The organism is Spirillospora sp. NPDC047418 (assembly GCF_040643275.1).
GTDB lineage: Bacteria > Actinomycetota > Actinomycetes > Streptosporangiales > Streptosporangiaceae > Spirillospora.
In genome coordinates this window covers 41,760-66,452 of sequence record NZ_JBEYTW010000022.1, presented here as the reverse complement: position 1 = coordinate 66,452, position 24,693 = coordinate 41,760, and the positions used below count along the sequence as shown (strand labels likewise).

22 protein-coding genes and 1 riboswitch are annotated in these 24,693 nt (G+C 69.3%); of the genes, 11 read left to right on the top strand and 11 right to left on the bottom strand.

The features are described 5' to 3' along the window. Positions 1 to 130 precede the first annotated feature (130 nt). A complete protein-coding gene (locus ABZ806_RS16585; RefSeq protein WP_500218150.1) occupies positions 131 to 457 on the bottom strand; it encodes a DMT family transporter in 327 nt (108 codons plus the stop codon). A gap of 31 nt (positions 458 to 488) precedes the next feature. Beyond that, positions 489 to 550: riboswitch (guanidine-III (ykkC-III) riboswitch) on the bottom strand. 56 nt (positions 551 to 606) lie between these two features. Then, positions 607 to 1,962, bottom strand: a complete 1,356-nt coding sequence (locus tag ABZ806_RS16580; RefSeq protein WP_500218149.1) for a UDP-glucose dehydrogenase family protein — start codon at positions 1,960 to 1,962, stop codon at positions 607 to 609. Between the two features lie 280 nt (positions 1,963 to 2,242). Between ABZ806_RS16580 and ABZ806_RS16575 the strand changes: the two genes are divergently transcribed. Further along, positions 2,243 to 4,078 (top strand): acyl-CoA dehydrogenase, encoded by a 1,836-nt coding sequence (locus ABZ806_RS16575; RefSeq protein WP_500218148.1) that lies wholly within the window; start codon positions 2,243 to 2,245, stop codon positions 4,076 to 4,078. Between the two features lie 204 nt (positions 4,079 to 4,282). Here ABZ806_RS16575 and ABZ806_RS16570 read toward each other — a convergent pair whose 3' ends face one another. The 4 genes from ABZ806_RS16570 to ABZ806_RS16555 form a co-directional block, all read right to left on the bottom strand. Continuing rightward, positions 4,283 to 5,101, bottom strand: coding sequence for a methyltransferase domain-containing protein (locus ABZ806_RS16570; protein ID WP_500218147.1), 819 nt, complete (start codon positions 5,099 to 5,101; stop codon positions 4,283 to 4,285). Next, a complete protein-coding gene (locus ABZ806_RS16565) occupies positions 5,098 to 5,223 on the bottom strand; it encodes a hypothetical protein (protein WP_500218146.1) in 126 nt (41 codons plus the stop codon). The genes ABZ806_RS16570 and ABZ806_RS16565 overlap by 4 nt, the downstream gene beginning before the upstream one ends. 619 nt (positions 5,224 to 5,842) lie before the next feature. Next, positions 5,843 to 6,202 (bottom strand): hypothetical protein, encoded by a 360-nt coding sequence (locus ABZ806_RS16560; protein ID WP_500218145.1) that lies wholly within the window; start codon positions 6,200 to 6,202, stop codon positions 5,843 to 5,845. Then, positions 6,199 to 6,588, bottom strand: coding sequence for an ATP-binding protein (locus tag ABZ806_RS16555; RefSeq protein WP_500218144.1), 390 nt, complete (start codon positions 6,586 to 6,588; stop codon positions 6,199 to 6,201). The genes ABZ806_RS16560 and ABZ806_RS16555 overlap by 4 nt, the downstream gene beginning before the upstream one ends. Before the next feature lie 106 nt (positions 6,589 to 6,694). Here ABZ806_RS16555 and ABZ806_RS16550 point away from each other — a divergent pair, with 106 nt between their 5' ends. The 4 genes from ABZ806_RS16550 to ABZ806_RS16535 all read left to right on the top strand — a co-directional run bounded on the left by ABZ806_RS16550 (position 6,695) and on the right by ABZ806_RS16535 (position 9,729). Beyond that, on the top strand, positions 6,695 to 7,507 hold the full coding sequence (locus ABZ806_RS16550; protein ID WP_500218143.1) for a helix-turn-helix domain-containing protein: 813 nt from the start codon (positions 6,695 to 6,697) through the stop codon (positions 7,505 to 7,507). Beyond that, a complete protein-coding gene (locus ABZ806_RS16545) occupies positions 7,504 to 7,695 on the top strand; it encodes a DUF397 domain-containing protein (protein WP_500218142.1) in 192 nt (63 codons plus the stop codon). The genes ABZ806_RS16550 and ABZ806_RS16545 overlap by 4 nt, the downstream gene beginning before the upstream one ends. A gap of 183 nt (positions 7,696 to 7,878) precedes the next feature. After that, complete coding sequence (locus tag ABZ806_RS16540; RefSeq protein WP_500218141.1) at positions 7,879 to 9,405, top strand: OmpA family protein; 1,527 nt, start codon at positions 7,879 to 7,881, stop codon at positions 9,403 to 9,405. A gap of 12 nt (positions 9,406 to 9,417) precedes the next feature. Next, positions 9,418 to 9,729: a DUF6458 family protein gene (locus ABZ806_RS16535; protein WP_500218140.1), complete on the top strand. Its 312-nt coding sequence runs from the start codon at positions 9,418 to 9,420 to the stop codon at positions 9,727 to 9,729. A 55-nt stretch (positions 9,730 to 9,784) separates the two neighbouring features. Here ABZ806_RS16535 and ABZ806_RS16530 read toward each other — a convergent pair whose 3' ends face one another. From ABZ806_RS16530 to pdhA, 3 genes are read right to left on the bottom strand one after another with little or no spacing between them, the layout of a single operon-like run. Continuing rightward, the gene (locus ABZ806_RS16530) at positions 9,785 to 11,197 is read right to left on the bottom strand and encodes a dihydrolipoamide acetyltransferase family protein (protein ID WP_500218139.1); all 1,413 of its coding nucleotides are present in this window, start codon (positions 11,195 to 11,197) and stop codon (positions 9,785 to 9,787) included. A 5-nt stretch (positions 11,198 to 11,202) separates the two neighbouring features. Next, positions 11,203 to 12,180, bottom strand: a complete 978-nt coding sequence (locus ABZ806_RS16525; protein ID WP_500218138.1) for an alpha-ketoacid dehydrogenase subunit beta — start codon at positions 12,178 to 12,180, stop codon at positions 11,203 to 11,205. Continuing rightward, positions 12,177 to 13,307, bottom strand: coding sequence for a pyruvate dehydrogenase (acetyl-transferring) E1 component subunit alpha (pdhA, locus tag ABZ806_RS16520; RefSeq protein ID WP_500218137.1), 1,131 nt, complete (start codon positions 13,305 to 13,307; stop codon positions 12,177 to 12,179). Before pdhA ends, ABZ806_RS16525 begins: the two co-directional genes overlap by 4 nt. 340 nt (positions 13,308 to 13,647) lie before the next feature. On the opposite strand from pdhA, the gene ABZ806_RS16515 reads away from it, so the two are divergent. Continuing rightward, the gene (locus ABZ806_RS16515; protein WP_500218136.1) at positions 13,648 to 14,757 is read left to right on the top strand and encodes a hypothetical protein; all 1,110 of its coding nucleotides are present in this window, start codon (positions 13,648 to 13,650) and stop codon (positions 14,755 to 14,757) included. On the opposite strand, the gene ABZ806_RS16510 is transcribed toward ABZ806_RS16515, so the two are convergent. Together ABZ806_RS16510 and ABZ806_RS16505 are read right to left on the bottom strand one after the other, a co-directional pair. Then, a complete protein-coding gene (locus ABZ806_RS16510; RefSeq protein ID WP_500218135.1) occupies positions 14,754 to 17,147 on the bottom strand; it encodes a hypothetical protein in 2,394 nt (797 codons plus the stop codon). The genes ABZ806_RS16515 and ABZ806_RS16510 overlap by 4 nt on opposite strands. Positions 17,148 to 17,234: 87 nt before the next feature. After that, positions 17,235 to 18,854: a hypothetical protein gene (locus ABZ806_RS16505; RefSeq protein ID WP_500218134.1), complete on the bottom strand. Its 1,620-nt coding sequence runs from the start codon at positions 18,852 to 18,854 to the stop codon at positions 17,235 to 17,237. Between the two features lie 96 nt (positions 18,855 to 18,950). Here ABZ806_RS16505 and purS point away from each other — a divergent pair, with 96 nt between their 5' ends. The 5 genes from purS to ABZ806_RS16480 all read left to right on the top strand — a co-directional run bounded on the left by purS (position 18,951) and on the right by ABZ806_RS16480 (position 24,609). Next, positions 18,951 to 19,193, top strand: a complete 243-nt coding sequence (gene purS / locus ABZ806_RS16500; RefSeq protein ID WP_500218133.1) for a phosphoribosylformylglycinamidine synthase subunit PurS — start codon at positions 18,951 to 18,953, stop codon at positions 19,191 to 19,193. A gap of 216 nt (positions 19,194 to 19,409) precedes the next feature. Continuing rightward, a complete protein-coding gene (locus ABZ806_RS16495) occupies positions 19,410 to 19,850 on the top strand; it encodes an ATP-binding protein (RefSeq protein ID WP_500218192.1) in 441 nt (146 codons plus the stop codon). A gap of 100 nt (positions 19,851 to 19,950) precedes the next feature. After that, a complete protein-coding gene (gene purQ, locus ABZ806_RS16490) occupies positions 19,951 to 20,631 on the top strand; it encodes a phosphoribosylformylglycinamidine synthase subunit PurQ (protein WP_500218132.1) in 681 nt (226 codons plus the stop codon). Between the two features lie 1,349 nt (positions 20,632 to 21,980). Then, positions 21,981 to 24,275: a phosphoribosylformylglycinamidine synthase subunit PurL gene (purL, locus tag ABZ806_RS16485; protein ID WP_500218191.1), complete on the top strand. Its 2,295-nt coding sequence runs from the start codon at positions 21,981 to 21,983 to the stop codon at positions 24,273 to 24,275. Between the two features lie 118 nt (positions 24,276 to 24,393). Beyond that, complete coding sequence (locus ABZ806_RS16480) at positions 24,394 to 24,609, top strand: PLD nuclease N-terminal domain-containing protein (protein ID WP_500218131.1); 216 nt, start codon at positions 24,394 to 24,396, stop codon at positions 24,607 to 24,609. Positions 24,610 to 24,693 lie beyond the last annotated feature (84 nt).

Below are 24,693 nucleotides of genomic sequence, written 5' to 3'. Positions count from 1 at the left end.
TGACCTGCGATCCACCCGGTTCCGTGGCCGTGAGCGGCCGCCCGCAGGCCTTGCGGACGGCCGCATTCAATGCGTGCGCATTTCTGAGGTGCGCGCACGGTGAGTGGTCACGCGCTCGGTTTCCGCTCGATCAGTGCCCGCCGCTTCCGGCGAGGTTCAGGCCGATGACGCCGAGGATGATGAACGCCAGCGCGACGATCTTGACGGTGGAGACCTGGTCGCCCATGACGAGCATGCCGAGCGCGGCCGTGCCGACCGCGCCGATCCCGACCCAGACGGCGTAGGCGGTGCCGACGTCGAGGTTCTTCAGCGCCAGGCTGAGCAGCCCGAAGCTGGTCACGGCGAACACGAGGAAGCCCGCGGCGGGCAGCGGCTCGGTGAAGCCCTTGCTGGCCTTCAGGCACAGGGCCATCGCGACCTCGACGAGGCCGGCGACGATGACGAGGATCCAGGCCATGGCTGTACTCCCGGAGTGAGACGACGGTGGTCACGCGTCGTCTTCGCAATCCGGGTACGGCGCACCTCGTCCGGGAGGACCAGGGCCCTCACCACCGCCAACGGCCCCGCCGCGCGGGATGTTCCCGTTACAAGCGGCTCACGTGCGGCTTACGTGCGGCCGGGTGCGTAGGAGCGGCCCAGCGCGCGGTACTCCCAGCCGGCCGCGCGCCATTGCGCGGCGTCGAGGGCGTGCCGTCCGTCCACGATCCGCCGGTGCCGGACGACCTCGGCGAGCGCCGCCGGGTCGACCTCCCGGAAGTCCGACCACTCGGTCAGCAGGACGACGACGTCGGCGTCCCGGGCGACGTCGAGCGCGTTCTCGCCGTAGCGCAGCTCGGGGAACGCGGCGCGGGCGTTGCCGAGCGCGGCCGGGTCGTAGACGCGGACGTCCCCGCCGAGGCCGTGCATCGTGCGGGCCACGTCCAGCGCGGGCGCGTCCCGGATGTCGTCGGAGTTGGGCTTGAACGCCGCGCCCCACGCGGCGATGCGCTTGCCGGTGAAGTCGCCGCCGAGCAGTTCCCGGACGAGGTCGACCGTCCGCGCACGCCGCCGCCGGTTGATGTCGTCCACCTGGCGCAGGAACGACACGGCCTGCCCGACGCCGATCTCCTCGGCGCGGTGCGCGAACGCCCGGATGTCCTTCGGCAGGCAGCCGCCGCCGAAGCCGAGCCCGGGTTTCAGGAACTTGCCGCCGATGCGGTCGTCCAGCGCGAGCGAGTCGGCGAGGTCTTTGACGTCGGCGCCGACCGCCTCGCAGACCTCCGCCATCGCGTTGATGTAGGAGATCTTGGTGGCGAGGAAGGAGTTGGCGGCGACTTTGACCAGCTCGGCGGTGGCGAGGTCGGTGCGGACGACCGGGGTCCCGAGGTCGAGGACGGGCTTGAACGCCGCGCGCAGCCGCTCGTCCGCCCAGTCGGAGGTGACGCCGAAGACCAGCCGGTCCGGGCGCAGGGTGTCGTCGACGGCGAAGCCCTCGCGCAGGAACTCGGGGTTCCAGGCCAGCTCGACCTCTTTGCCGGCGGGCGCCAGCTCCTGGACGATCCCGGTGAGCCGCGCGGCCGTCCCGACCGGCACCGTGGACTTGCCGACGACGAGGGCGCGGCGGCGCAGGTGCGGGGCGAGGGAGCGGACGGCCTCGTCGACGTAGGTCAGGTCGGCGGCGTCCGAATCGGGCTTCTGTGGTGTCCCCACGCAGATGAAGTGGACATCGCCGAACGCCCCCGCCTCCGCGAAGGAGGTGGTGAACCGGAGCCGGCCGGAGTCGAGCGCCTTGGTGAGCAGCTCCGGCAGCCCTGGCTCGAAGATCGGGACCTCGCCGGACGCCAGCCGGTCGATCTTGTGCCGGTCGACGTCCACGCCGAGGACCTCGAAGCCCAGCACCGCCATGCAGATGGCGTGCGTGGCGCCGAGGTACCCGGTCCCGATGACGGTCAGCCTCGGGGCCGGGGGCTCCTCCTGGTTCATGCGCACCTCCTCGTGCCTCACGATGTTCGCGCCCCCGGTCGATCTTCCCACCACGCTCCGCCGCCGCGCGGTAGGGGCCGCCGCCCGATTCGCGTACCCTGTCCTACCTTGTGAGTTGCGTCACGCGGGTCGCGCGGGCGTGCTGCCGATGTGGCCGGCGTCCCCGGAATCCCGGCGCTTTAGGTGGTTGCCACTGGTTACCAACGGGTAGCATGATGTTGAGTTACTGACCAGTACGCTGCGGGGCCCCCGGCCGCCGCCGGATCAGACGGAGTCTCGAATGGGGCACTACAAGAGCAACCTCCGGGACCTGGAGTTCAACCTCTTCGAGGTGTTCAGGCGCCAGGACCTCCTCGGCAGCGGCCCGTACGCGGAACTGGACGAGGACACCGCGCGCAGCATCCTCGACGAGGTGAACCGGCTGGCCGAGGGCCCGATCGCCGAGTCCTTCGAGGACGCCGACCGCAACCCGCCGAAGTTCGACCCCGCCGCCGGCACCGTCGAGATGCCGGAGAGCTTCAAGAAGTCCTACAAGGCGTGGATGGACGCCGAGTGGTTCCGGCTCGACCTCATCCCCGAGCTGGGCGGCACCGGCGCGCCCCGCTCCCTGACCTGGGCGGTCTCCGAGCAGGTACTGGGCGCCAACCCGGCCGTCTACATGTTCTCCTCCGGCCCCGGTTTCTCCCAGATCCTGTGGCACATCGGCACGCCCGAGCAGAAGAAGTTCGCCGAGCTGGCCCTTGAGCGGCAGTGGGGCGCCACGATGGTGCTGACCGAGCCGGACGCGGGCTCCGACGTCGGCGCCGGGCGCGCCAAGGCCGTCCAGCAGCCGGACGGCACCTGGCACATCGAGGGCGTCAAGCGGTTCATCACCTCGGCCGAGCACGACATGTCCGAGAACATCTTCCACCTGGTGCTGGCCCGCCCCGAGGGCGCCGGCCCCGGCACCAAGGGCCTGTCGATGTTCCTCGTCCCCAAGTACCTGGTGGACGTCGAGACCGGTGAGCTGGGCGAGCGCAACGGCGCCTACGTCACGGGCGTCGAGAAGAAGATGGGCCTCAAGGTCTCCACGACCTGCGAGCTGACCTTCGGCGAGAAGCACCCCGCCATCGGCTACCTGGTCGGCGACGTGCACCAGGGCATCAAGCAGATGTTCCTCGTCATCGAGTACGCCCGGATGATGGTCGGCACCAAGGCCATCGCGACCCTGTCGACCGGCTACCTGAACGCGCTGGAGTACGCCAAGGAGCGCGTCCAGGGTGCGGACATGACGCAGATGACGGACAAGACCGCCCCGCGCGTCACGATCACCCACCACCCGGACGTCCGGCGCAGCCTCATGACCCAGAAGGCGTACGCCGAGGGCATGCGCGCGCTCGTGCTGCTCACCGCGTCCTACCAGGACACCGTGCAGATCGCCGAGTACGAGGGCCGCAAGGACGAGCAGGCCGAGAAGATCAACGACCTGCTGCTGCCGATCGTGAAGGGCTTCGGCTCGGAGCGCGCGTACGCGCTGCTCGGCGCCGAGTCGCTGCAGACCCTCGGCGGGTCCGGGTTCCTGCAGGACTACCCGATCGAGCAGTACATCCGCGACTCCAAGATCGACACTCTGTACGAGGGCACCACCGCGATCCAGGGCCAGGACCTGTTCTTCCGCAAGATCCTGCGGGACAACGGCGCGGCGCTGAAGGTGCTCGCCGACGAGATCCAGGCGTTCGCGCAGTCCGAGGCCGGGAACGGCCGGCTGAAGAACGAGCGGGCGCTGCTCGGCCGCGCGCTGGAGGACGTCCAGGGCATCATCACCCCGATGGTCGGGTGGGCGCTCGGCTCGATGGAGAACCCGAAGGAGCTGTACCGGATCGGGCTCAACTCGTCCCGGCTGCTGCTCGGCCTCGGCGACCTCATCGTCGGCTGGCTGCTGCTCCGCCAGGCCGAGGTCGCCCTGACCGCCCTCGGCGACGGCGACGTCTCCGACTCCGACACGGCGTTCTACAACGGCAAGGTCGCGGCCGCGCAGTTCTTCTGCCAGACGGTGCTCCCGCGCCTGGCCTCCGACCGAGCCATCACCGAGGCGACCACCCTGGACGTCATGGACCTCCCCGAAGAAGCGTTCTAGGCGCCTGCGACAGGCCCCCGCCGGACACCCGGCGGGGGCCTGCCGCCTAGGCCGAAACCACACGCACCAGACGGCAAACAACTCTCCCATCACCCCGCCAAGCGCGCCGCAACCCTCACCAGCCCCGTTGACCTGCGGCGTGTTGTTGCTATGAGCCGCCGGAAAACAACAACACGCCGCAGATCAACAACGCGGTGGCCCGTTTCACGTTGAGGACGGGGCGACCGGGTTGTCCGGGGAGTCGAGCCAGATCGTCTGCCCCGCCGGCGTCACGGTGATGCCGAACCGGTCGATCGCGGGTCTGCCCGCGTCGGCCCACCTCTCCCTGTAGGAGTTCCGGACGGGCTGGGAGATCCGTTGACCGCGCAGCGGCATGAACCAGGAGGGAGCGACGAACCGGCCCTCTGCCAGCCCTGCGGCGCTCACGGTAAGACGTGCGAACGGGCCGTCGGGGTGGAATGTCGGAGCCCACGGGACGAGGATGAGCCCGCCAGGCCGCGTCTGTTGCACCCAGGCATGAGGCAGTTCCGCCGCCGCGGCCGTGGCGATCACCCGGTCGAACGGGCCGTCCGCCGGACTCCCGGCTTCGCCGTCCCCGGTGATGACCTGGACCGGGCAGCCGACCTCCGCCAGGTTCGCCCTTGCCTGCTCCGCCACCGCCGGGTCGATCTCGATCGTGGTGACGTTCTCCGGCCCGACGATTTCCGCCATCAATGCGGCGTTCCAGCCCGTGCCCGTGCCGATCTCCATGACCCGGTGACCGGGCTCGAGGTCCAGAAGCTCCAGCATTTGCCGGACGACGTGCGGGGCCGAGCACGAGCTCGTGGGCCAAACGCCTTTGTCAGCCGCTCCGTCATCTATCTGCGTCGTGATGGCGTCGTCAGAGTGGACCAAGGCGCGCCAGCGGTCTGGGTCGTCCTGACGGCGGAGCGGGACGGCCCAGCCGTCAGGACGACGGACCCAGACCAGTTCGGGAATGAACGGTTCGCGTGGAACGGCCTCGAATGCGGCGTCGATGCTCACGCCTTCCCCGAACCCTTGCAGCAGGGGCATTCAACGTCCTGTTCCTTGTTGTCGTTGTTGACCGTGACCTTTCCGCTTCCGCCGCACATGCCGCAGTTCGACGGATTCTCGTGCTTGCCCATGAGGCTGATCCTTCCGGGTGACGTTGTGACTTTACGGAGTGCCGGCTCCGCTCGGGGCTCGTTCAGCTCGGACTGGAATGACTCGCCCGACCGTCTCGGACCTTCACGGCGCGCGGGCTTTTCGTGGGTCGGCGGTCACGGGCATGGACCCACCGGCGTCAGGTGGAGGCAGGTGGTCAGGAGCCAGCGGACGACACGACGGCCATGCCTGCCGCGTCGCACCGGTCGCCGGGGGGCGGACCTCGCGGACGTCCAGGTGCCGTCCGCGCGGCGGGTGGACGGCCGAGGGCGGCGTGCATGGGGATCGGGCCCGGCGTGGGGACGCGGGTGGGGCAGGGGCAGAGCGGCGCGGAGTTGCCGGGCCAGATCGGCGGCAGTCCTGGCTTCGACCAGCCGGTCCGGGAGGAGCGCCCAGAACGAACCGCTGAACTCGCCGTGCCAGACGCAGATGCCGGGAAAGGCGCGGTGCAGGTCATCGAGGGCTTGGTCGATGTCGAGATCCAATTCCAGACGTCCGGCTGGACGTGCGGACAGCGATGGCGCGGGCACTGAGCGGGCCCGCGCCGACCGACCGTGCCACGTCTCGCGTGCGTGAGTCATCGGGATACTTCCGGCCGTGTCACCAGGTGGACGGGAACATGCGGTGCTTGAGGAGGGCGTCCACCTGATCGGCGGCATGCTTGGTGTCGCCGCAGGGGGAGAGGTAACCGTGCCGCCCGCGTCCGGCCTCGTAGTAGGCCCAGCCGCACCCGCGTGTGGCGTGGACGGTCACGGCCACGCGGACGTGGTCGTCCGGGCTGAACGCGAACACCCACAGCACAGGCGGATGGGCGGGGAACTCGTCGGCCTGGTAGAGCTTGACGAAGCGGTAGCTCTTGGCCTGGACGGCGACAGCGAGCAGGTCCAGATGCCGGATCGTCGTGGCGCGGCCCCGGAACGTCCGCCACCGCAGGGCGTATCGCTCAACCTGGACGCTCACAGGGCGCACCTGGCCCATACGATCTTTCCGCCTTCCGTGATCGGTCGGGTTCCCCAATCGTGCGCGAGTTGCGACACCAGCAGCAGGCCCCGCCCCGAGACCGCCTCGGAGTCCTCCGGGCCGACCACCGGCAGCCCGTCCCCCTGGTCCCACACCTCGAGCACCGCGAAGCCGGCACGGGTGTCGCGGAAGACGCGCAGGATGATCTGTCCGTCGCCGTGCCGCCAGGCATTGGTCGCCAGCTCACTCACCACCAGGCGCGCCATGAAGTCGTCTGTGGAGCCCAGGGCACGGAACTGCGCGGAGAGGAAGTCCCGTGCCAGCGCCGGCGCTTGTTTGTTGGAGTCGAGAAGAAGAGTCGGAATTTCTGGTGCAGGTACGGACATATCGCTACGACCTTCGGAATGTTGCCGGTTACTTCGGGTGTAAGCGTGCTCGCATTGAGCTACTCTCGCTACGTTCCGGAAGCAACCGCAACGAAAGGGATCATGAATGTCCCTGCGGGACGCACTTAACCCTGATCGCTCGCTCTGGCACTTCATCGCCGTCCACCTGCGCCGATATCGTGAGGCCAACAGCCTCACTGGACAGGCACTTGCGGACATTTTGGACTGTGATCGTTCCACTGTTTCCAGATATGAGTCCGCACAGCTCAAGCTCACTCGTAAGCACGCAGAGATCATCGATCGAGAGTGGCGGACGCGGGGCATGTTCACCTCCCTGATCACACTCGCGGGAGCAAGCGACGAAGGAGACTGGTTCACCGGGCTCACGGAGTATGAGGGGCGTGCGAGTCGAATCCGCATGTGGGAGACGCTGTACGTTCCCGGCCTGTTTCAGACGCCGGAATATGCACTCGCCACGTTTACTGCCAATGCGGTGGCGGACCCGCAGGCCGCCCTGACCCGGCGGCTCAGTCGTCAGGCCGCCGTGTTAGACAAGCCCAACCCGCCGCATCTCACGGCGATTCTGAACTGGACGGTCCTGGCGCAACCCATCGGGCCGCCGGAACTCATGCGCGAACAGGTCGCCCGCCTCGTCGAGTTGAGCGAGCAATCGTTCGTGAGCATCCGGGTCGTGGAACGACAGGACAGGGCACACCCGGGGCTGGACGGGCCATTCAAGATCGTCAGCGCCGACGGTCGCGACCTGGCATACACCGAAGCGGTAACGAGGGGACGTTTCCTGACGGACCCTCATGATGTGGAAGAGGTGGCCATAAGGTATGACCGCATTAGCGACATAGCCGCCCCGGTCGGCCCGTCCCGGGCACTGTTGGCGGCCGAACTGGAGAACTATCGATGACGAACTGGCAGAAGTCGAGCTACAGCGGCGGCAGCGCGACTTCCGATTGTGTCGAGCTAGGACGCTCCCCCCGGGCAGTCGGCGTGCGTGACAGTAAGGACCCGACTGGCCCCCGCATCACGCTTCCGGTCGAGTGCTTCCGCCGACTGGCCGCCGATATCAAGCGCGGAGCGTACGACCTGCCCTGACAACAGGCCGGCGAAGGTGGCCGCTCCCGACACCGGGGTGACGTCCTCCGGCATGTCTTGAAGCACTTCCGCCCCACGGCCGTCTCCACTAGCTTCGTGTCGGCCGGCGCGTATGGCGGGGGCTGGTGGCGTTCACTAAGATCGGCCGCGTCCCTCGCCCGTTTCCCCCCGACCGGATGGCCGATGCGTGCTTCGCCCCTCGCCGTCTCCCTTGTCGGCCTTCTCCTTGCCGCTGGTTGTGCTGACAGCAGCCGGGCCGAGAAGGTCGCTCCGCCGACCGTTACCGCGGGCGGTGCTCCGAGCCCTGCGGCGCAGAGCGGTGGGGCGTTCTCCAAGGAGGGCTGGTTCGGGGGCGCGGACGGGCTGCACGCGCGGGTCGACATCCGGGGCGTCCAGCGGCAGGCGGGCAAGGCGGTGCTGCGGTACAGCGTGACGTCGCTCGACTCGTCCGCTAAGTCGGTGCCGTTCGAGATCGCGCTGATCGATCCGGTGGGACGCAGGCTCTACAAGCCGACCGGGACGACGAGCGGCTCCGACTTCGCTCCGGGCACGACACGAGAGATGGCCGCCGAGTACCCGGCGATACCGGCGGACGTGCAAAAGGTCACCGCGCTCACTACGGGGACGGCCGGGGAGTTCACCGGTATCCCGGTGACCAATTCCGCGCCCTCGGGGAGCCCGAGTGCGTCGGTGGCCCCGAGCGGGTCGGGGATGCCGACCATGCCGTCCACGACGCCTTCCGCCAGGCCGCCGGTCGGTGGCCAGCCGTCGGTGGGTGCCGAGCCCCTCGGCCGGGTCAGGCCGTTCGCCGCACCTACGACGCCTTCGTCCTCACCGTCGACGTCTCCCCCAGTTGGCACGGGAGGCAACCCCGTGGAGTTGTACGACATCGTTGAGGGCGAGACCAGGGACGTCACCTCCAGCCCATCGGAGGTCACCGTCAGCCTGCGCGCCGATGCGCTGTTCGACGGTGCCTCGGCGAAGCTGTCGAGCCGTGCGAAAACCGTTCTGGACGACGCGGCGCAGCAGATGAAGACCAAGGCCACAGGTGCGCTGACATTCGAGGGGCACACGGGCGAGAACGACTCGAAGCTGTCCAAGGACCGGGCCGACGCCGTCCTGAAGGAGATGAAGACGCGCCTGGGGGACGGCTTCACCTACACGGCGAGCGGCAAGGGGAACACCGAGCCCGTCGCCAAGGATGCCGCCCGCAACAACCGTGTCGAGATCTCCTACAAGCTGAAGGCAAGCGCGCGCGGGACGACCGCACCGGCCGCCTTCCGGCCGGAGGACGGCAAGACGGTGGCCACCCGCACGGTCGGCTTCGGTGCGGACAAGAGGCGCCTGGACGTCAAACCCTTCTACCGGGACGGCGCCTACATCGTCGCCGTCTTCGACATCGTGAACCAGGGGCCGGGCACCACTCCGCCCGACGCGTCCTACCCGGACCCCAACTATCCGGGAGGGGTGTTCGGCTCGTTCTCCATCCAGACACCCGGCGGCAAGGACGTCTACCGCGCCGTCCGTGTCGGCCCGGCAAGGGTGGGCGGTACGAGCATCTACGTCGACCCTGGACGCGCAACCTTCCTGACCGCCGTGGGCAAGCCCGACCGTGGGTTCGTCTACCTGCCCGCCCCGTCCGGCAACGTCACATCGGTGACCTTCAACGCCGGACCCTTCGGGAAGGTCGAGAAGGTCCCCGTCTCATAGATGCCGCGACGTGTGGCGGACGAGCCGGGCGGAAAGGTAAAGGGCACGGCATTGGATCGTCCGGCGGAGGTCATGGCAATGGGTTTCGGCGTCAGTGTTTTCCTGATCACGATCGGACTGATCCTCAAGTTCGCCATCCAGCCCGACGCGATGACCGACCCCGTGGACATCCACGTCGTCGGCGTCATCCTCATCGTCGTCGGCGGAGCGACGTTCGTCCTGCAGATGCTGATGATGGCTCGCGGGCAGCGCGGCCCAGGTCGGGGCCCCGGCGGCCCACGGCGGGACGAGCGCATGTACGACGGCGACAACCCGCCGCGCTGACAACTGACAATGAACGGAGGGCCGGCGCCGCGTTCACGGCGCCGGCCCCCGAACGTCAGCCCCAGGCGAGCATGCGGATGGGGTCTTCCAGCATGTCGCCGACGTCGCGCAGGACGCGCGACCCCAGTTCGCCGTCCACGATCCGGTGGTCGAACGACAGGGCGAGCGTCGTGACCTTGCGGATCGCCAGTTCGCCCTCGTGGACCCACGGCATGTCCCGGATCTGGCCGAACGCGAGGATCGCGGCCTCACCGGGGGTGAGGATCGGTGTCCCGGTGTCCACGCCGAACACTCCGACGTTCGTGATGGAAATCGTCCCGTCGGAGAGGTCGGCCGGGGACGCCTTCCCCGCCCGCGCCTTTGTCGCCAGTTCGTTCAGCGCGCGCGCGAGGCCGGGCAGGTCGAGGTCCTGCGCGTCCTTCACCTTGGGCACGATGAGGCCACGTTCGGTGGCCGCGGCTATGCCCAGGTTCACGTAGCGCTTCACGACGATTTCCGCGCCGTTCGGACCGTCCGCCCACGTGGAGTTCACCACCGGGTGCCGTCGGACGGCGGTGAGCAGCGCGCGCGCCACCAGCAGCAGCGGCGACACCTTCACGTCGGCGAACTCGGGCAGTTCGCGTAGCCGCTTGACGGTCTCCATGGTGCGGGTGACGTCCACCTGGAGGAATTCGGTGACATGCGGGGCCGTGAACGCCGAACCGGACATCGCCGCCGCCGTCGCCTTGCGCACACCCTTGACCAGTACGCGTTCCTCACGCGCACCTGCCGTGGCGGCCACCGCCTGGGGCGGCGCCGCCTGCGCGGCGAGGATGTCGTCCCGCGTGATCGAGCCCTGCGGCCCCGAACCCGTGATGGTGGCGAGGTCGATGCCGAGGTCCTTCGCCATCTTCCGGACGGGCGGCTTCGCCAGCGGCAACCCGTTGTCCACAGGCTGTGGACGAGGCGCCGGCGGCTGCACCTGCGGCCGCACGGGCGCGGGCTGCACCGGCTGAGGCTGCACCGGCGCGGGCGTCGCGGCCTGCGCGGCGCCGTTGGACGCCTTGCGCGTACGCCGCTTGGTCGCCCCCTCCTTGACCCCGTACCCGACCAGCACCGGCTGGCGTTTCGGCGGCGCCTCCTGCGGCGTGACCATGCCCGGCTCGTTCGCCGTCGGAACGCCCTCCTCGCGCAGCGCCGCCGTCTGCGCCGGCGGCTCCGACACCGGCGTCGCGACCGCGCCGCCCTCCGTGCCGACCGCGATGATCGGCACCCCGACGTCCACGGTCTCACCCTCGCTGACCAGCAGCTCCGCCACCACGCCATCGAACGGGCAGGGCAGCTCCACGATCGCCTTCGCCGTCTCGATCTCGACGATGGTCTGGCCGTCCTCGACGGTGTCGCCCGGCTGGACGTGCCACTTGACGATCTCCGCCTCCGTCAGGCCCTCGCCCACGTCCGGCAGCTTGAACAGTCTCGGCTCGGTCACCGGCGTCACCACGCGAAGGTCCGGTCGACCGCGTCCAGGATGCGGTCGAGGTCGGGCAGATAGTCGTCCTCCAGGCGAGACGGCGGATACGGGGTGGAGAACCCGCCGACGCGCAGCACCGGCGACTCCAGCCGGTAGAAGCACTTCTCGGTGATCCGCGCGGCCAGCTCGGCGCCGAAGCCGTTGTACACCGGCGCCTCGTGCACCACCACGCACCGGCCCGTCCGGTTCACCGACTCCGTCACCGTGCCGATGTCGAGCGGGTTGAGCGAGCGCAGGTCGATGACCTCCAGCGACCGTCCCTCCTCGCCCGCCGCCGCGGCCGCCTCCAGGCACGTCTTCACCGACGGCCCGTACGCCAGCACCGTCACGTGCTCGCCCGGCCGGACGACCTGCGCCCGGTGCAGCGGCGTCCACTCCGTGGAGTCGATGTCGACGTCGGCCTTGTCCCAGTACCGGCGTTTCGGCTCGAAGAAGATCACCGGGTCCGGCGACGCGATCGACTGCTGGATCATCGAGAACGCGTCCAGCGGGTTGGAACACGTCACCACGCGCAACCCCGCGGTATGCGTGAAGTACGCCTCGGGCGACTCCGAATGGTGCTCGACCGCACCGATGCCGCCCCCGCACGGGATCCGGACGACGACCGGCAGCGACAGCTTGCCCAGCGACCGCATCCGCATCTTCGCGAGCTGCGTGATGATCTGGTCGGCGGCCGGGAACACGAACCCGTCGAACTGGATCTCGCAGACCGGCCGGTACCCGCGCAGCGCGAGCCCGATCGCCGTCCCGATGATGCCGGACTCGGCGAGCGGCGTGTCGATGACCCGCTCCTCTCCGAAGTCCTTCTGCAGGCCGTCCGTGATCCGGAAGACACCGCCGAGCTTCCCGACGTCCTCACCCATCATGAGGACCTTCGGGTCGTTCTCCATGGCCTTGCGCAGGCCCTCGTTCAGCGCCTTGCCGAGGGTCAGGGTGGTCACTTCGACTCCTCCTCGAACGACGCCAGGTAGGCGGCGAACTGCTCCTGCTCCTCCGTCATCAGCGGATGCCGCTCGGCGTACACGTTCTCGAACATCGACAGCGGCTTCGGGTCGGGCATCGCACGGCAGCCCTCGCGCAGTTCCTTCGCGAGCTGCTTGGCCTCGTCCTCGACCTTCTCGAAGAACCCCGCGTCCGCCAGGTCGTTGCGCACCAGGTACGCCTTGACCCGCTCGATCGGGTCCTTGAGCTTCCACGCCTCCTCTTCGGCCTTCAGCCGGTACCGCGTGGGATCGTCGGTCGTCGTGTGGGCGCCCATCCGGTAGGTGTACGCCTCGACCAGCGTCGGGCCCTGACCCGTCCGGGCGTTCTCCAGGGCCTTCCTGGTCACCGCGAGACACGCGAACACGTCGTTCCCGTCCACCCGCAGCCCGGGGAACCCGAACCCTTGCGCGCGCTTGTAGAGGGGGATCCGCGACTGCCTCTCCAACGGCTCCGAGATGGCCCACTGGTTGTTCTGGCAGAAGAACACGATCGGCGCGTTGAACACGGACGCGAACACGAACGACTCGTTCACGTCGCCCTGCGACGTCGCGCCGTCCCCGAAATAGGCGATCGTGGCCCCGGCCGACGGCGTGCCCAGCACACCGTCCCGCTGGATGCCCATCGCGTACCCGGCCGCATGCAGCGTCTGGCTGCCGATCACGATCGTGTACAGGTGGAACCCGTGCTCAGCCGGATCCCACCCACCATGGTTGACGCCCCGGAACAGCCCGAGCAGCTTCAGCGGCTCGACGTCCCGGCACCACGCGACGCCATGCTCGCGGTACGTCGGAAAGACCATGTCATGCTCGGACAGGGCACGCCCGGATCCGATCTGAGCGGCCTCCTGCCCCAGCAGCGACGCCCACAGACCCAGCTCACCCTGCCGCGTCAGCGCCACGGCCTCCAGGTCGATCCGCCGCACGATCACCAGGTCGCGATACAGATCGCGCACTTCCTCGGCGCTGAGGTCCAGGGGATAGTCGGGATGCTCGACGCGCTCCCCCTCGGGGGTCAGCAGCTGGACGAGCTCGGGCTCGGCGAGCTGCGGGGAGTCGGGCGCGCCGCGCACGGAGTCGATCGTCATCGATGACACTCCTCGTTCGGGGCCGGTACACGGGATCGCCGCGCCGCCGGCCGATGTCAACGGCCATCGGCCCCGGTAAGGGACAAAAGCCGCAATGCCATCGTGGCAGACATCACACCCTGCGATGCAAGTCCCGCCACCGTGATCCCTACCCCACCCCCGCGCCCTGACCCAACCCGCAGGCCCTCAACCGGACGCCGCGCTCGCCCCGTGCTTCCAGCAATACGGTGATCGCCGCCGCCACCTGCCGCGCCGCAGACCCCACCCGCGCCCATCCCCGCAAACGCGCAACGTGCCGCATACCGCCCGCAGTGGGCCTTCGCCTGGCATCATTCGACAGGTGCGTTACACCCAGGTCATCCCGCCAGTAGCCCTCCTGGCGGCCCTGAGCGCCTGCTCCCAGCACACTCAGTCGTTCAACCCCACCCCGAAACCCACCCGCCCCGGCCAGGTGGTCGTCATCGCCGGGGCCCCGGACCTGAACAGAGATCCGAGGGATGGCGAGTACGCGCTTCGGAGTAGTGCCTACGGTGCTGGAGGGCTCGCGGTGTCGCGTGACGGGACGATCTACTACCGCGTCTACCACGATGATGACGGACGCGTGGTGCGGCTGGGCAAGGACGGGCGTATCCAGCTGAACGCCGTCGGGATCGCGGCCGACCAGCTACTCGTCCACGGGAATGACCTGTGGTTGCTTGCGGCGAAGTCAGGTATGGCGATCACCAAGATCTCACTCGCTGACTGGAAGCAGACGCCGATCATTGACTGGACGACGCAGGCGGCGGCCGCGACCATAGACGTGACCGGGACGTTGGGTACTTCCATCAGTGACGGTGCGAAACGCGAGCTCTACTCGGAATGGTCCGGCGGAAGGATCTTCCTGCGTGCGGACGGCACTCCGATCATTGTTTCGGGCGCGGGGAGACTGTTTGAGGTGATGGGGCCGGGACGACTACGTGAGTGGTCACCGCCTGGCTACGCGAAGGCGCTCTCCGGGCTCACGAAGGGCAAGAGGCTACGACCGGCGGACGCCATCATCGATGAGAACGGCCAAGTGACCCTGCTGGGGAGGGCCGGCCTTCTCTACATTCCGCGTACCGGGCGGGCCCGTTATATTCGCTTTCCCTCATCGGCGGCCGCCTTTCCTCCGTGGTCGGCGATGATCACGGCCGGGCACGGGGATGTGCTGCTCCTCGGAGGGACGACCGCCACCCAGCGCACACCGCATCCGACGATCGTCAGAGGGGACGGCCGGATGGAGCACCTGTCCTGGGGAGCCTTCAAGTGGTGCCCGGGAACCAGTGGCGGCCTCTCCACGATCGCTTCGGCACTGCCCGGCGGCATCGTACGCAGGGAGGACGGTGTTATTTTGATGAATGACCGGAGATGTGGACAGATATACGCGTTCAAGCTTCCCGTGCGGTTGAAGGGTTCTCCTTTCGAGGACTAGGAGCTGCCGGGCGGTCGGTTCTGGTTGACGCCGTTCTCAATTCTTCTGATCACACTTGTTCCGTCTAAAATATCGTCCCGTGCTGTAGCGGGCCGGAACTGATGTTCCTTGGTCCAGTGGATGACTACCGCCTTCTGATCGTCGGTCAGTGCGTCCAGTTTGAGTAGCGCATCGATTTCGTTGTTCCTGGTGTGGCCGCCATGCGCCAAGGCGTACCCGCGGGCGAGATCGATGTAAAGTTGATCGCCGTACGTCGAATCATGCGCCTGTATCCGGCCCATGTTCTTTTCGAAATCCTTGTACTTCATCTTGTCCAAGGCCAGGTCCGTGCCGATGCTGTAGGCATCCGTGACACCCGGCACCTTGCCGGCGGGGCTCAGCCCGATACCGGCTCCGATGAGATTTCGGAGGACGGCCAGATGTTTCTGGGCGTCGTCGAATTCCTTCTGGGTGAGTTTCTCGGTGTTGCTTCTCTCGGCCAGGTAAGCGGCGATGAGGCTGCCCTCAAGGTAGCCGGATTTGTCGACCGCTCCATTGAGGTCGTGATGTGGCAGCGCCCAGGCGAACAACCGCTGCCGGTAGAGTTGCGTATCGAGCGCAAGTTGGGCCCATGCTCTGTCGTCAGCGGCGAGCGTGCGCAGAAAAGACTGGACCTCCTGTCCGCCGACGTCTGCGTGTGCGCGGCCCGTCACCGGGTCGACAGTGGTGAAGCCGGTACCGGTGACGGCGACGTCTCCCGTGGTGAGCACTGGAATATGCATGCGCACCATTCCGAGGAGGCCGGTGCGTAGGCCGGGGCCGAGTTCGGCGGTGTAGTGGTCGCTGCGGCTCATCCAGTTCGGGCCCATGTCCGAGCGCGGGAGGATGTTGATCCCGGGAACCCAATCGGGGAGAGTGTTCTGCTTGAGGAACTTGTCGGTCTTCTCTCGGCCCTTCTCGTTCCACCATGCCACCGTTTTCATGATTTCGGCCGCGTTGAGTGCGGCTTCCTCGTCGTGGCCCTTTTCCGGGGTGGTGGCCAGTTCGATCACCGAGCCCGCGATCGTGCCGCCGTCCGGCCAGTCCGGTGCCACGAGCAACGAGGCGTAGGTCCCTCCGTTGCCCCGGCTGAGCCAGATCATGGGGTTCGCCTTGTCCGCGTCCTTGATCGTGAAAGCGTCATCGAGCCGGCCGGCGGCAAGGGTCCTGGCTGCGGTGAGGTCCTTCTGCTGGGAGATGCGGCCGAGGATGTTGAGCGTCGGGTCGTACTCCTTCAGGGTTTTGGGATCCGCCTCTCGGGTGTAAGGGTCGCCGATGCCCCAAGTCGTCCACCAAGCTCCCTCCGGCTGGTTGAGCACTTTGACCCGGGATCGGCTTCGCCCTGAGGCGACAGTCTGTTTCAGTTCATAGGACGGGTGCTTCTGGCGCCAGCGGAGAGCGGCATGACCTAGGTCGGCGAGGATTGCGCTGCTCCACTTGATGTTGGGGGCACTCAGTTTGACCAGGAGGGCTTGGCCGGGCATGTCTGTGCCTGCGGGACCGAGGGCCTTGGCTGCTATTCCTTCGGTTTCTTTTTTGCGGGATAGGGCGGCTAGGGCTGTGCCCAGGTTGCCTACCGTTTTCTTGTCTTCTGTGGTCAGGCCGCTGGTTTTGCTCAGTTGGTGTAGGCGGTAGGGGAGTTTGCCTGCGGAGCCTGGTGGGATGTTGGAGAAGAACGTGGCCAGGTAAGTGGTGTTCTTGCTGTTCTCGGCCAGGGTGCGGGCTATCTCCGACATCAGGGTCGGGGTGGCGTTGCCCGGGTGGGTTGTGTGCTTCAGCCAGGCGCGGGCCTGGAGGCGGGCCAGGTCGGTCATTTCCTTGGAGCCGAAGCGTTCCACATCTGGGACCTGGATTACCGGGCCCTGGATCAAGGGCGTTGCAGTTACTTCGTTTTCGGCTAAGGCGTACATGATGCGGGTGCGCATTCGAGTTGCCTGGGCGTGGCACCAGGTGGCGGCGTTGTCGCAGGACGTCGTGCTCGGGATGTCCGGGTAGGCGAGGGCCAGGTGGCCGCGGACCATCTTGGCGCGGTGGGGGAGGTCGGCCGCGGCGCGGTTCAGGGCTGTTTCGAGGCGTTCCAGGGCGGAGGGGGAGACGGAGGCGATGCCCGGTTTGCCGCTCGCGGGTGTTACGCGGGGGATGTCCGGCGGGTCCAGGACGAGCGGGATCTGGTTGTAGCGGGCGACCGTGCGCTCCACGGCCAGCATCAGGCGGTTCAGTGCCCGGTTGTGGCCTTGCAGGTCGGTGGTGAACGCGGCGGCGGAGCCGCCCTGCCACGTCTGCGGGCCCATGAGGCGGGTCACCTCGGACATCGCCGTTGATATCGCCTGAAGTTCGGCGTGTACGGCGCGGGCGTCGATCTTGAGGGTCATGACCCGCCTCCTTTCGCCCTGTGGACGGTAATGAAAGGGGAGGGGGCAGGGGCGGAAACGGTGTTTCGGGTGGGGTGGAAGGGGGGTTTATTCGCGGGAGAGGGCTCTGGTGGCGCCGGCGGCGACCGTCAGGCCGAGGACGAGGCCGGCGGCGACGATGAGGTTCGCTATCCACTGGTAGACGCCCTTGGGGGCGAACTCGATCTCCTGGCCCAGGCTGCCGATGGGCAGGAGCAGGTCGAGGGTGTAGAAGAACGCGTTGAAATGCGGTTTGTGGCCGTCGTCCAGGACGTCCGGCCGGTGGATGGAGAAGACGATCGTGCCGAAGGCCAGCAGGCCGATCAGCCAGCTGGCGGCGCGGAACGGGCGGTAGCCGTAGCCGACCAGGCCGTCCTGCATCCAGCCGACGATCTTGCGGGGGAGGCCCTGGGTCCTGCGCCGGTCGCGGGCCTTGGCGAGCAGGACGGAGCGGCCGTCGGCGTCCAGGCCGAGGGTGCGGTAGGTCTGGGCGAGGCGCTCGTAGGGCTGCGGGGCGTAGCCGTCGGTGTCGCGGTGCAGCCAGTCGAGGCGCTCGCGGGCGGTGAGGGGCGGGTCGAGGGTCTCGTACTGGAGGCCGTCGAGCTGGAGGCGCTCCGGCCAGGACGCGGCGTCGTCGCGGAGCAGGTTGATGCGGGCGTAGGAGAAGTCGGCGGTGCCCTTGATGGGTTCGGCGGTGCGCAGGAGCAGCTCCTCGGCCTGGAGGCGCTGCAGGCTGAGCGCCGTCCCGTCGTCGTTGCGCAGCCGGGCGTCGCGGAGGCTGAGCTGGCCGGTGACGCGGGCGCCGGAGAAGCTGACGGCGCCGGTGGCGGTGAAGCCGTCCGAGCAGTAGATGTCGGTCTCGACGGTGAGGTCGTCGGCGTTGAGGGCGGTGCGCTGCGGCGCGGACAGGTTCGCGCCGACGAAGGACAGGTAGCCGCCGACGCTGGCGCCGCGGAGCCGGACCTCGCCCTCGGCGGTGAAGCCGCCGTCGCAGAACACGTTCGCGGCGACGTCCAGGCGGCTGGCGTACAGGGCGACGCCGGACGGGTTGTGCAGCCGCGCGCCGCGGAAGATCAGCTGGCCGCCGATGCGGGCGCCGGGCAGCCGGACCTCGCCGTCGGCGGTGAAGTCCTGGTCGCAGTAGACGTTCGCCTCGACGGCGAGGCGGTCGGCGAGCAGCGCGTCCCCGCCGGGGTTGGCCAGCTGGACGCCGGACATGTTCAGGATCCCGGTGATGTTCGCGCCGTCCAGCCAGACGCCGCCGTCGATCCGGCTCCCCTCCAGCCACAGGTGGCCGTCGACGCGCGTACCGGACGCGACCAGGCCGGGCAGCCGGCAGCGCATCAGGTGGACGCTGTTCATGCTCGCCCAGTAGAGGTGCGGTGCCTCGTCGAACGCGCAGCCGGTGAGGGCGAGGGGGACGGTGACCTCCGCGTGCCCGAGGTTCAGCGAGCCCGTGATGCGTGCGCCGGTGAGCCGGACGGCGGCGACCTGCCCCGGCTCGCGCTCGACCGCGCCGACCAGGAGGGCCACCAGGACCTCGGCCCTGACCACCCGGTCGTGCCCCCACCGGCCGGACTGCGCGGTGTCGTCGAACGCCCGGTCGCCGGTCGACAGGTCGACCGGTTCGCCCTTCGGGAACGCCTTCCACAGGCGGCGTTCCGAGGGGGTCAGATCCTCGATGTTCATCGGGTGGCTCCGGGGGGATGCGGATGGCTCGTGAAGAGCCATGGTGCCGTACGCTTCAGATCGTAAGGAAAAGTGCAGATCAGTGAGGGGGCGGTTGTGGCGCGTGTCGTCGTGGACGTCATGCTCAAGCCGGAGATCCTCGACCCGCAGGGCCAGGCGATCGCCAGGAAGCTGCCGCAGCTGGGGTTCGACGGCGTGGTCGCCGTCCGGCAGGGCAAGCGGTTCGAGGTGGAGCTGGAGGGGGACGCCGACGAGGCGGCCCTGGAGCGGGTCGGCAAGATCGCCGAGACGCTGCTGGCCAATCCGGTCATCGAGAACTACGAGGTCCGCGTTCTCTAGCCGGAATTGTGCGGAATACTGTTCGGTATCGCACGGGGTTTGTTTCGTTCCCTGCGCGCGGCCGGGACGGTGAGATTTCCCGGAAAGACCCGTGAGTACAGCGATTACGGAGTAATCCGCCGGGGAAGTGTTAGCTGCGTCGAGTCGTCGAGCGCGCTCCGGGGCCGGGGGAACGGTCGGGAAGCCCGGGGCATGACACGAGGTGTCCGGGTGGATATGAGGTTCTCGCTCGCGCTGCCGCGCGATGCGCTGAGCATCCCGGTGATCCGGCGGGTGGTGGGGGACGCCCTGCGGGGGCTCGGCGTCTCCGAGGACTGCGTCGACGACGTCCTGGTCGCCACCTCCGAGGCGTGCACGAACGTCGTCCAGCACGCCCGCGCGACCGGGGAGTACGAGGTGACCGGACACGTCGACGAGGGCGTGTGCATGCTCAAGATCATGGACTGGGGCCGCGGGCCCCGGCCGGCCCCCGTGGACCGGGGCGCGTTGAGCGAGTCCGGGCGCGGGATTAAAATCATGCGGGCGCTGGTGGACGACCTGGACATCCACTCCTCCCCCGACTCGGGCACCGTCGTTCACCTGCGGAAGCGGCTGACCTGGAGCGACGGGGCCCTGGTCCGCCGCCTCGACGCCGGACTCATGCACAACGCCGGGTAGATTGGGACGCGCGCGGGGGGTATGCGACGCGCAGCGGGGTGATCGGCGGAGGAGATCCCGACCGTCCCGGCCGCCGCCTTCTTTCGGAGGAACAGAACAGATGGACGCTGCCCGGGTTGGGATCATCACCTTCCCTGGTTCTCTGGACGACAAGGACGCCGCACGAGCCGTCAGGCTGTCCGGCGCCGAGCCGGTCGCGCTGTGGCACGGCGACCGCGACCTGCGGGCAGTCGACGCCGTCGTCCTGCCAGGCGGGTTCTCCTACGGGGACTACCTGCGCGCCGGAGCGATCGCCCGGTTCGCGCCGCTGATGACGGAACTGGTGGCCGCCGCCGGCGCGGGACTGCCCGTCCTCGGCATCTGCAACGGGTTCCAGGTGCTGTGCGAGTCGCACCTGCTGCCGGGGGCGCTGCTCCCGAACGCGGGCCTGCACTTCGTCTGCCGCGACCAGCGGCTGCGGGTGGAGAACGCCGGCACCGCCTGGACCAGCGAGTACAGCGAGGGCCAGGAGCTGGTGATCCCGATCAAGAACCGGGACGGCCGCTACACCGCCGACCGGGAGACGCTGATCGAACTGGCCGACACCGGCCGGATCGTCGCCCGCTACGTCGACCTGAACCCGAACGGCTCCCTCGACGACATCGCCGGCATCTGCAACGAGGCCGGCAACGTGGTCGGGCTCATGCCCCACCCCGAGCATGCCGTGGAGTCGCTGACCGGGCCGTCCACCGACGGCCTCGGTTTCTTCACCTCCATCGTCAAGAGACTGGTCAACGCATGAGTGAGCAACGGCCCCACGCTTCCGGGCGCGCTACCCGGAACGCCTCCGACGAGCCGTCGATGGAGTGGCTCGGCGAGCTCAAGTCCGACGCCGACGACCCCGAGCTCCAGCCCGTCAACCCAGCGGTGACCCAGGGCTTCAAGGCCATCATCGACGAGGACCGGCAGACGAACCAGGCCAGCCGGCCCGTCCAGCAGGATCCCGCCGTCGCGGCCTCTCCCGGGCCGTTCACGGGGCCCATACCCGTGCTGGACGGCGAGCAGGCTCCCGCACCGGCCGCGTCCCTCGAAGGGCCCGAGCAGGAGTTCGCCCGTGCGCTGGAGGAGGAGCGCCCCGGCGGCGACCCCTCGTCCACCGCGGTGGACCCGTCGCTGACCATGCCCGACCTGAACGGCTTCGCCGCGCCTCGCCCGCCCGCGGAACCCGGTGGCACCGGTACGGGCACCGGCCCGCCGCCGGCCGTGGGTTCCGGCACCGGACCGCAGCCCGCGGTCGGGTCGGGTACCGGCCCGCAGCCTCTGGTCGACCTCAACAGCGGCCCGCTGGCGCGTCCGGAAGGCCCCGGCACCGGCCCGCAGCCCGCCGTAGGCTCTGGCACTGGCCCGCAGCCGGCCGTGGGCACGGGTACCGGGCCGCAGCCCGCCGTGGGCTCTGGGACGGGTCCGCAGCCCGCCGTGGGTCCGGGTACTGGTCCCCAAGCGATCATTGACCTGAACAGCGGCCCGCTGGCGCGTCCTGAGGGGCCTGGTACGGGCCCGCAGCCCGCCGTCGGGACCGGCACCGGCCCGCAACCGGCGGTCGGCACGGGTACCGGGCCGCAGCCCGCCGTGGGCTCCGGGACGGGGCCGCAGCCCGCGGTCGGTCCGGGCACTGGCCCGCAGCCGATCGTCGACCTCGACGGCGGCCCGCTGGCGCGTCCCGAGCGCTCCGGTACGGGCCCGCAGCCGGCGGTCGGCACGGGCACCGGTCCGCAGCCCGCTGTGGGCACGGGCACCGGCCCGCAGCCCGCCGTGGGCTCCGGCACGGGCCCGCAGCCGGTGATCGGTTCCGGCACCGGCCCGCAGCCGGCGGTCCGTCCGGACAGCGGCCCGCAGCCCGTCGTCAACCTGAACACCGGTCCGCTGGTGCCCTTCCGCGCCGAAGGCGGCGGGACGGGCCCGCAGCCGCGCATCGGCCACGGCACCGGCCCGCAGCCGGCCGTCGGCGGCCCGGGAACCGGCCCGCAGCCCGCCGTGGGCCCGGGGACGGGCCCGCAGCCCGCGCTCGGTCCCGGCACCGGCCCGCAGCCGACGGTCGAGACCGGAACCGGTCTGCAGCCCCTCCGCCCGGGGACCGGTCCAATCCCCGCGATCGAGGCGTCCGGCCCGGCCGGCCAGGGCACGGACACGGTCGCCATCGCCGCGGCGACGCCCGAGCGTCCGCAGCCGTACGCCGAGCTGGGGATGAACGAGGAGGAGTACCGGCGTGTCCGGCACATCCTCGGGCGCCGTCCCACGTCGGCGGAGCTGGCGATCTACTCGGTCATGTGGAGCGAGCACTGCTCCTACAAGAGCTCCAAGGTGCATCTGCGCCAGTTCGGCGACAAGGCCCCCAAGACCGACAAGCTTCTGGTCGGGATGGGGGAGAACGCCGGTGTCGTGGACATCGGCCACGGCTGGGCGGTCACCTTCAAGGTGGAGTCGCACAACCACCCGTCCTATGTGGAGCCGTACCAGGGCGCCGCGACGGGCGTCGGCGGGATCGTGCGCGACATCATGTCGATGGGTGCGCGTCCCATCGCCGTCATGGACTCGCTCCGTTTCGGCCCTGCGGACGCTCCCGACACGCAGCGCGTCCTGCCCGGTGTGGTGGCCGGTGTGGGCGGCTACGGGAACTCCCTGGGCCTGCCCAACATCGGCGGTGAGACCGTCTTCGACGCCTGCTACGAGCAGAACCCGCTCGTGAACGCCCTGTGCGTCGGTGTGATGAAGCACGGGGACATCAAGCGCGCCGTGGCCCCCGGCCCCGGCAACCAGGTGATCCTGTTCGGTGCCCTGACGGGGCCGGACGGCATCGGCGGCGCGTCCGTCCTGGCGTCGGCGACGTTCGACGAGGAGTCACACCAGAAGCGGCCGTCGGTCCAGGTGGGCGACCCGTTCATGGAGAAGCTGCTCATCGAGTGCTGCCTGGAGCTGTTCAACGAGGACCTCGTGGTCGGCATCCAGGACCTCGGCGCCGCCGGAGTGTCCTGCGCGACGACGGAACTGGCCGCGGCCGGTACCGGCGGAATGCACGTCGACCTCGACACGGTCCCGCTGCGCGACGCGACGCTGCGCCCTGAGGAGATCCTCATGAGCGAGTCGCAGGAGCGCATGATGGCCGTGGTGTCGCCCGACAAGGTCGACCGCTTCATGGAGATCTGCGCCCGCTGGGAGATCCCGGCGACGGTCATCGGCCAGGTCACCGACACGCGCCGGCTGGTCATGACGTGGCGGGGCGAGACGATCGTCGACATCCCGCCGACCACGGCCGCCGACGAGGGCCCGGTCTACAACCGGCCGCTGGAGCCCCCGCACGACCTCGGCGCCCTCCAGGCCGACACCCCCGGACGGCTCACGCGTCCGTCCAACGGCGACGAGTTGCGCCGGACGGTCCTGTGGCTGGCCGGGTCCCCGAACCTGGCCAGCAAGACGTGGGTGACCTCGCAGTACGACCGCTACGTGCTCGGCAACACGGTCATGGCCATGCCGGAGAACGCGGGCGTCGTCCGCGTGGACGACGAGTCCGGTCTGGGTATCGCGCTGTCCCTGGACGGCAACGGCCGCTACACCCGGCTCGACCCGTACTCGGGCGCGCAACTCGCGCTCAGCGAGGCGTACCGCAACGTCGCCGCCACCGGTGCGCGGCCCCTGGCCGTCACGAACTGCCTCAACTTCGGTTCCCCCGAGGACCCGGGCGTCATGTGGCAGTTCGCGCGCGCCGTGGAGGGCCTGGCGGACGGCTGCCAGTACCTGGGCATCCCGGTCACCGGCGGCAACGTCAGCTTCTACAACCAGACCGGTGACACCCCGATCAACCCGACGCCGGTGATCGGTGTCCTGGGCGTCCACGACGACGTCCGCCGCAGGGTGAACATGTCGCTGACCACCGACGGCGCCACGCTCGCGCTGCTCGGCGAGACCCGCGAGGAGTTCGGCGGCTCGGAATGGGCGCACGTCGTCTACAACCACCTGGGCGGGCTGCCGCCGCTGGTCGACCTGAAGGCGGAGGCGGCGCTGGCGTCGGTGCTGGTCGCCGCGATCCGCGACGGGCTGCTCACCGCCGTCCACGACCTGTCGGACGGCGGCCTGTCGCAGACGCTGGTGGAGACGTGCCTGCGCGGCGGCCTCGGCGCCCGCATCACGCTGCACGGCGACCCGTTCACGGCGCTGTTCAGCGAGTCGGTGGCCCGCGCCATGGTCGCGGTCACGCCGGGCTCTGAGGCCCGCCTGGCGGCCCTCTGCGAGTCCGCGGGGGTGCCGGTGGCCCAGCTCGGCGTCGCGGGCGGCGACACCCTCCACGTGACCGGACGCGGCCCGGACGGCGACCAGCAGGAGCTGTTCAACATCGGCCTGTCGGAGCTGCGCGAGGCGCACGAGCGCATGCTGCCCAGCTACGCCGACTGATCCACCGACTGATCCGATCCGCGGACGAAAGGGGCGCCCCCGCACGATGGGGGCGCCCCTTTCGCGGCGTCGGGCCCGGTCTAGCCTGGGAGGGCAACCGATCCACGGGGGAGGCACGGTGGGTTCCAAGCGCTGGTCCGAGCTCAGCCGGACGGAACGCTCGTTCATCGCGGGCGCCACGACGGTGCAGCTGTCGCTGCTGGCGGCCGCACTCATCGACCTGCAGCGCCGTCCGAGCGACCAGGTCAAGGGCTCGAAGCGGCTGTGGCGGGCCGTGGCCTTCGTGAACTTCGCCGGCCCCGTCTCCTACTTCCTCTTCGGCCGCAAGAAGTAGCCGCCGAGCCCCGTCGCGCGGCTGCGGTAGTGGCGGAGGGTCTTATTCAAGGTGTGGGAATCCGAGGGTGATCTGGCTCTTCTG

What these genes read in the sequence shown, in the direction of transcription:
- ABZ806_RS16550 (WP_500218143.1), top strand. Translation starts at nt 6,695, where the DNA reads ATGTCCCTGCGGGACGCACTTAACCCTGATCGCTCGCTCTGGCACTTC.
- purQ (WP_500218132.1), top strand. Translation starts at nt 19,951, where the DNA reads ATGGACGCTGCCCGGGTTGGGATCATCACCTTCCCTGGTTCTCTGGAC.
- ABZ806_RS16505 (WP_500218134.1), bottom strand. Translation starts at nt 18,854, where the DNA reads ATGAACATCGAGGATCTGACCCCCTCGGAACGCCGCCTGTGGAAGGCG.
- pdhA (WP_500218137.1), bottom strand. Translation starts at nt 13,307, where the DNA reads ATGACGATCGACTCCGTGCGCGGCGCGCCCGACTCCCCGCAGCTCGCC.
- ABZ806_RS16585 (WP_500218150.1), bottom strand. Translation starts at nt 457, where the DNA reads ATGGCCTGGATCCTCGTCATCGTCGCCGGCCTCGTCGAGGTCGCGATG.
- ABZ806_RS16555 (WP_500218144.1), bottom strand. Translation starts at nt 6,588, where the DNA reads ATGTCCGTACCTGCACCAGAAATTCCGACTCTTCTTCTCGACTCCAAC.
- ABZ806_RS16565 (WP_500218146.1), bottom strand. Translation starts at nt 5,223, where the DNA reads ATGGGCAAGCACGAGAATCCGTCGAACTGCGGCATGTGCGGCGGAAGC.
- ABZ806_RS16545 (WP_500218142.1), top strand. Translation starts at nt 7,504, where the DNA reads ATGACGAACTGGCAGAAGTCGAGCTACAGCGGCGGCAGCGCGACTTCC.
- ABZ806_RS16495 (WP_500218192.1), top strand. Translation starts at nt 19,410, where the DNA reads ATGAGGTTCTCGCTCGCGCTGCCGCGCGATGCGCTGAGCATCCCGGTG.
- ABZ806_RS16580 (WP_500218149.1), bottom strand. Translation starts at nt 1,962, where the DNA reads ATGAACCAGGAGGAGCCCCCGGCCCCGAGGCTGACCGTCATCGGGACC.
- ABZ806_RS16575 (WP_500218148.1), top strand. Translation starts at nt 2,243, where the DNA reads ATGGGGCACTACAAGAGCAACCTCCGGGACCTGGAGTTCAACCTCTTC.
- ABZ806_RS16510 (WP_500218135.1), bottom strand. Translation starts at nt 17,147, where the DNA reads ATGACCCTCAAGATCGACGCCCGCGCCGTACACGCCGAACTTCAGGCG.
- ABZ806_RS16540 (WP_500218141.1), top strand. Translation starts at nt 7,879, where the DNA reads ATGCGTGCTTCGCCCCTCGCCGTCTCCCTTGTCGGCCTTCTCCTTGCC.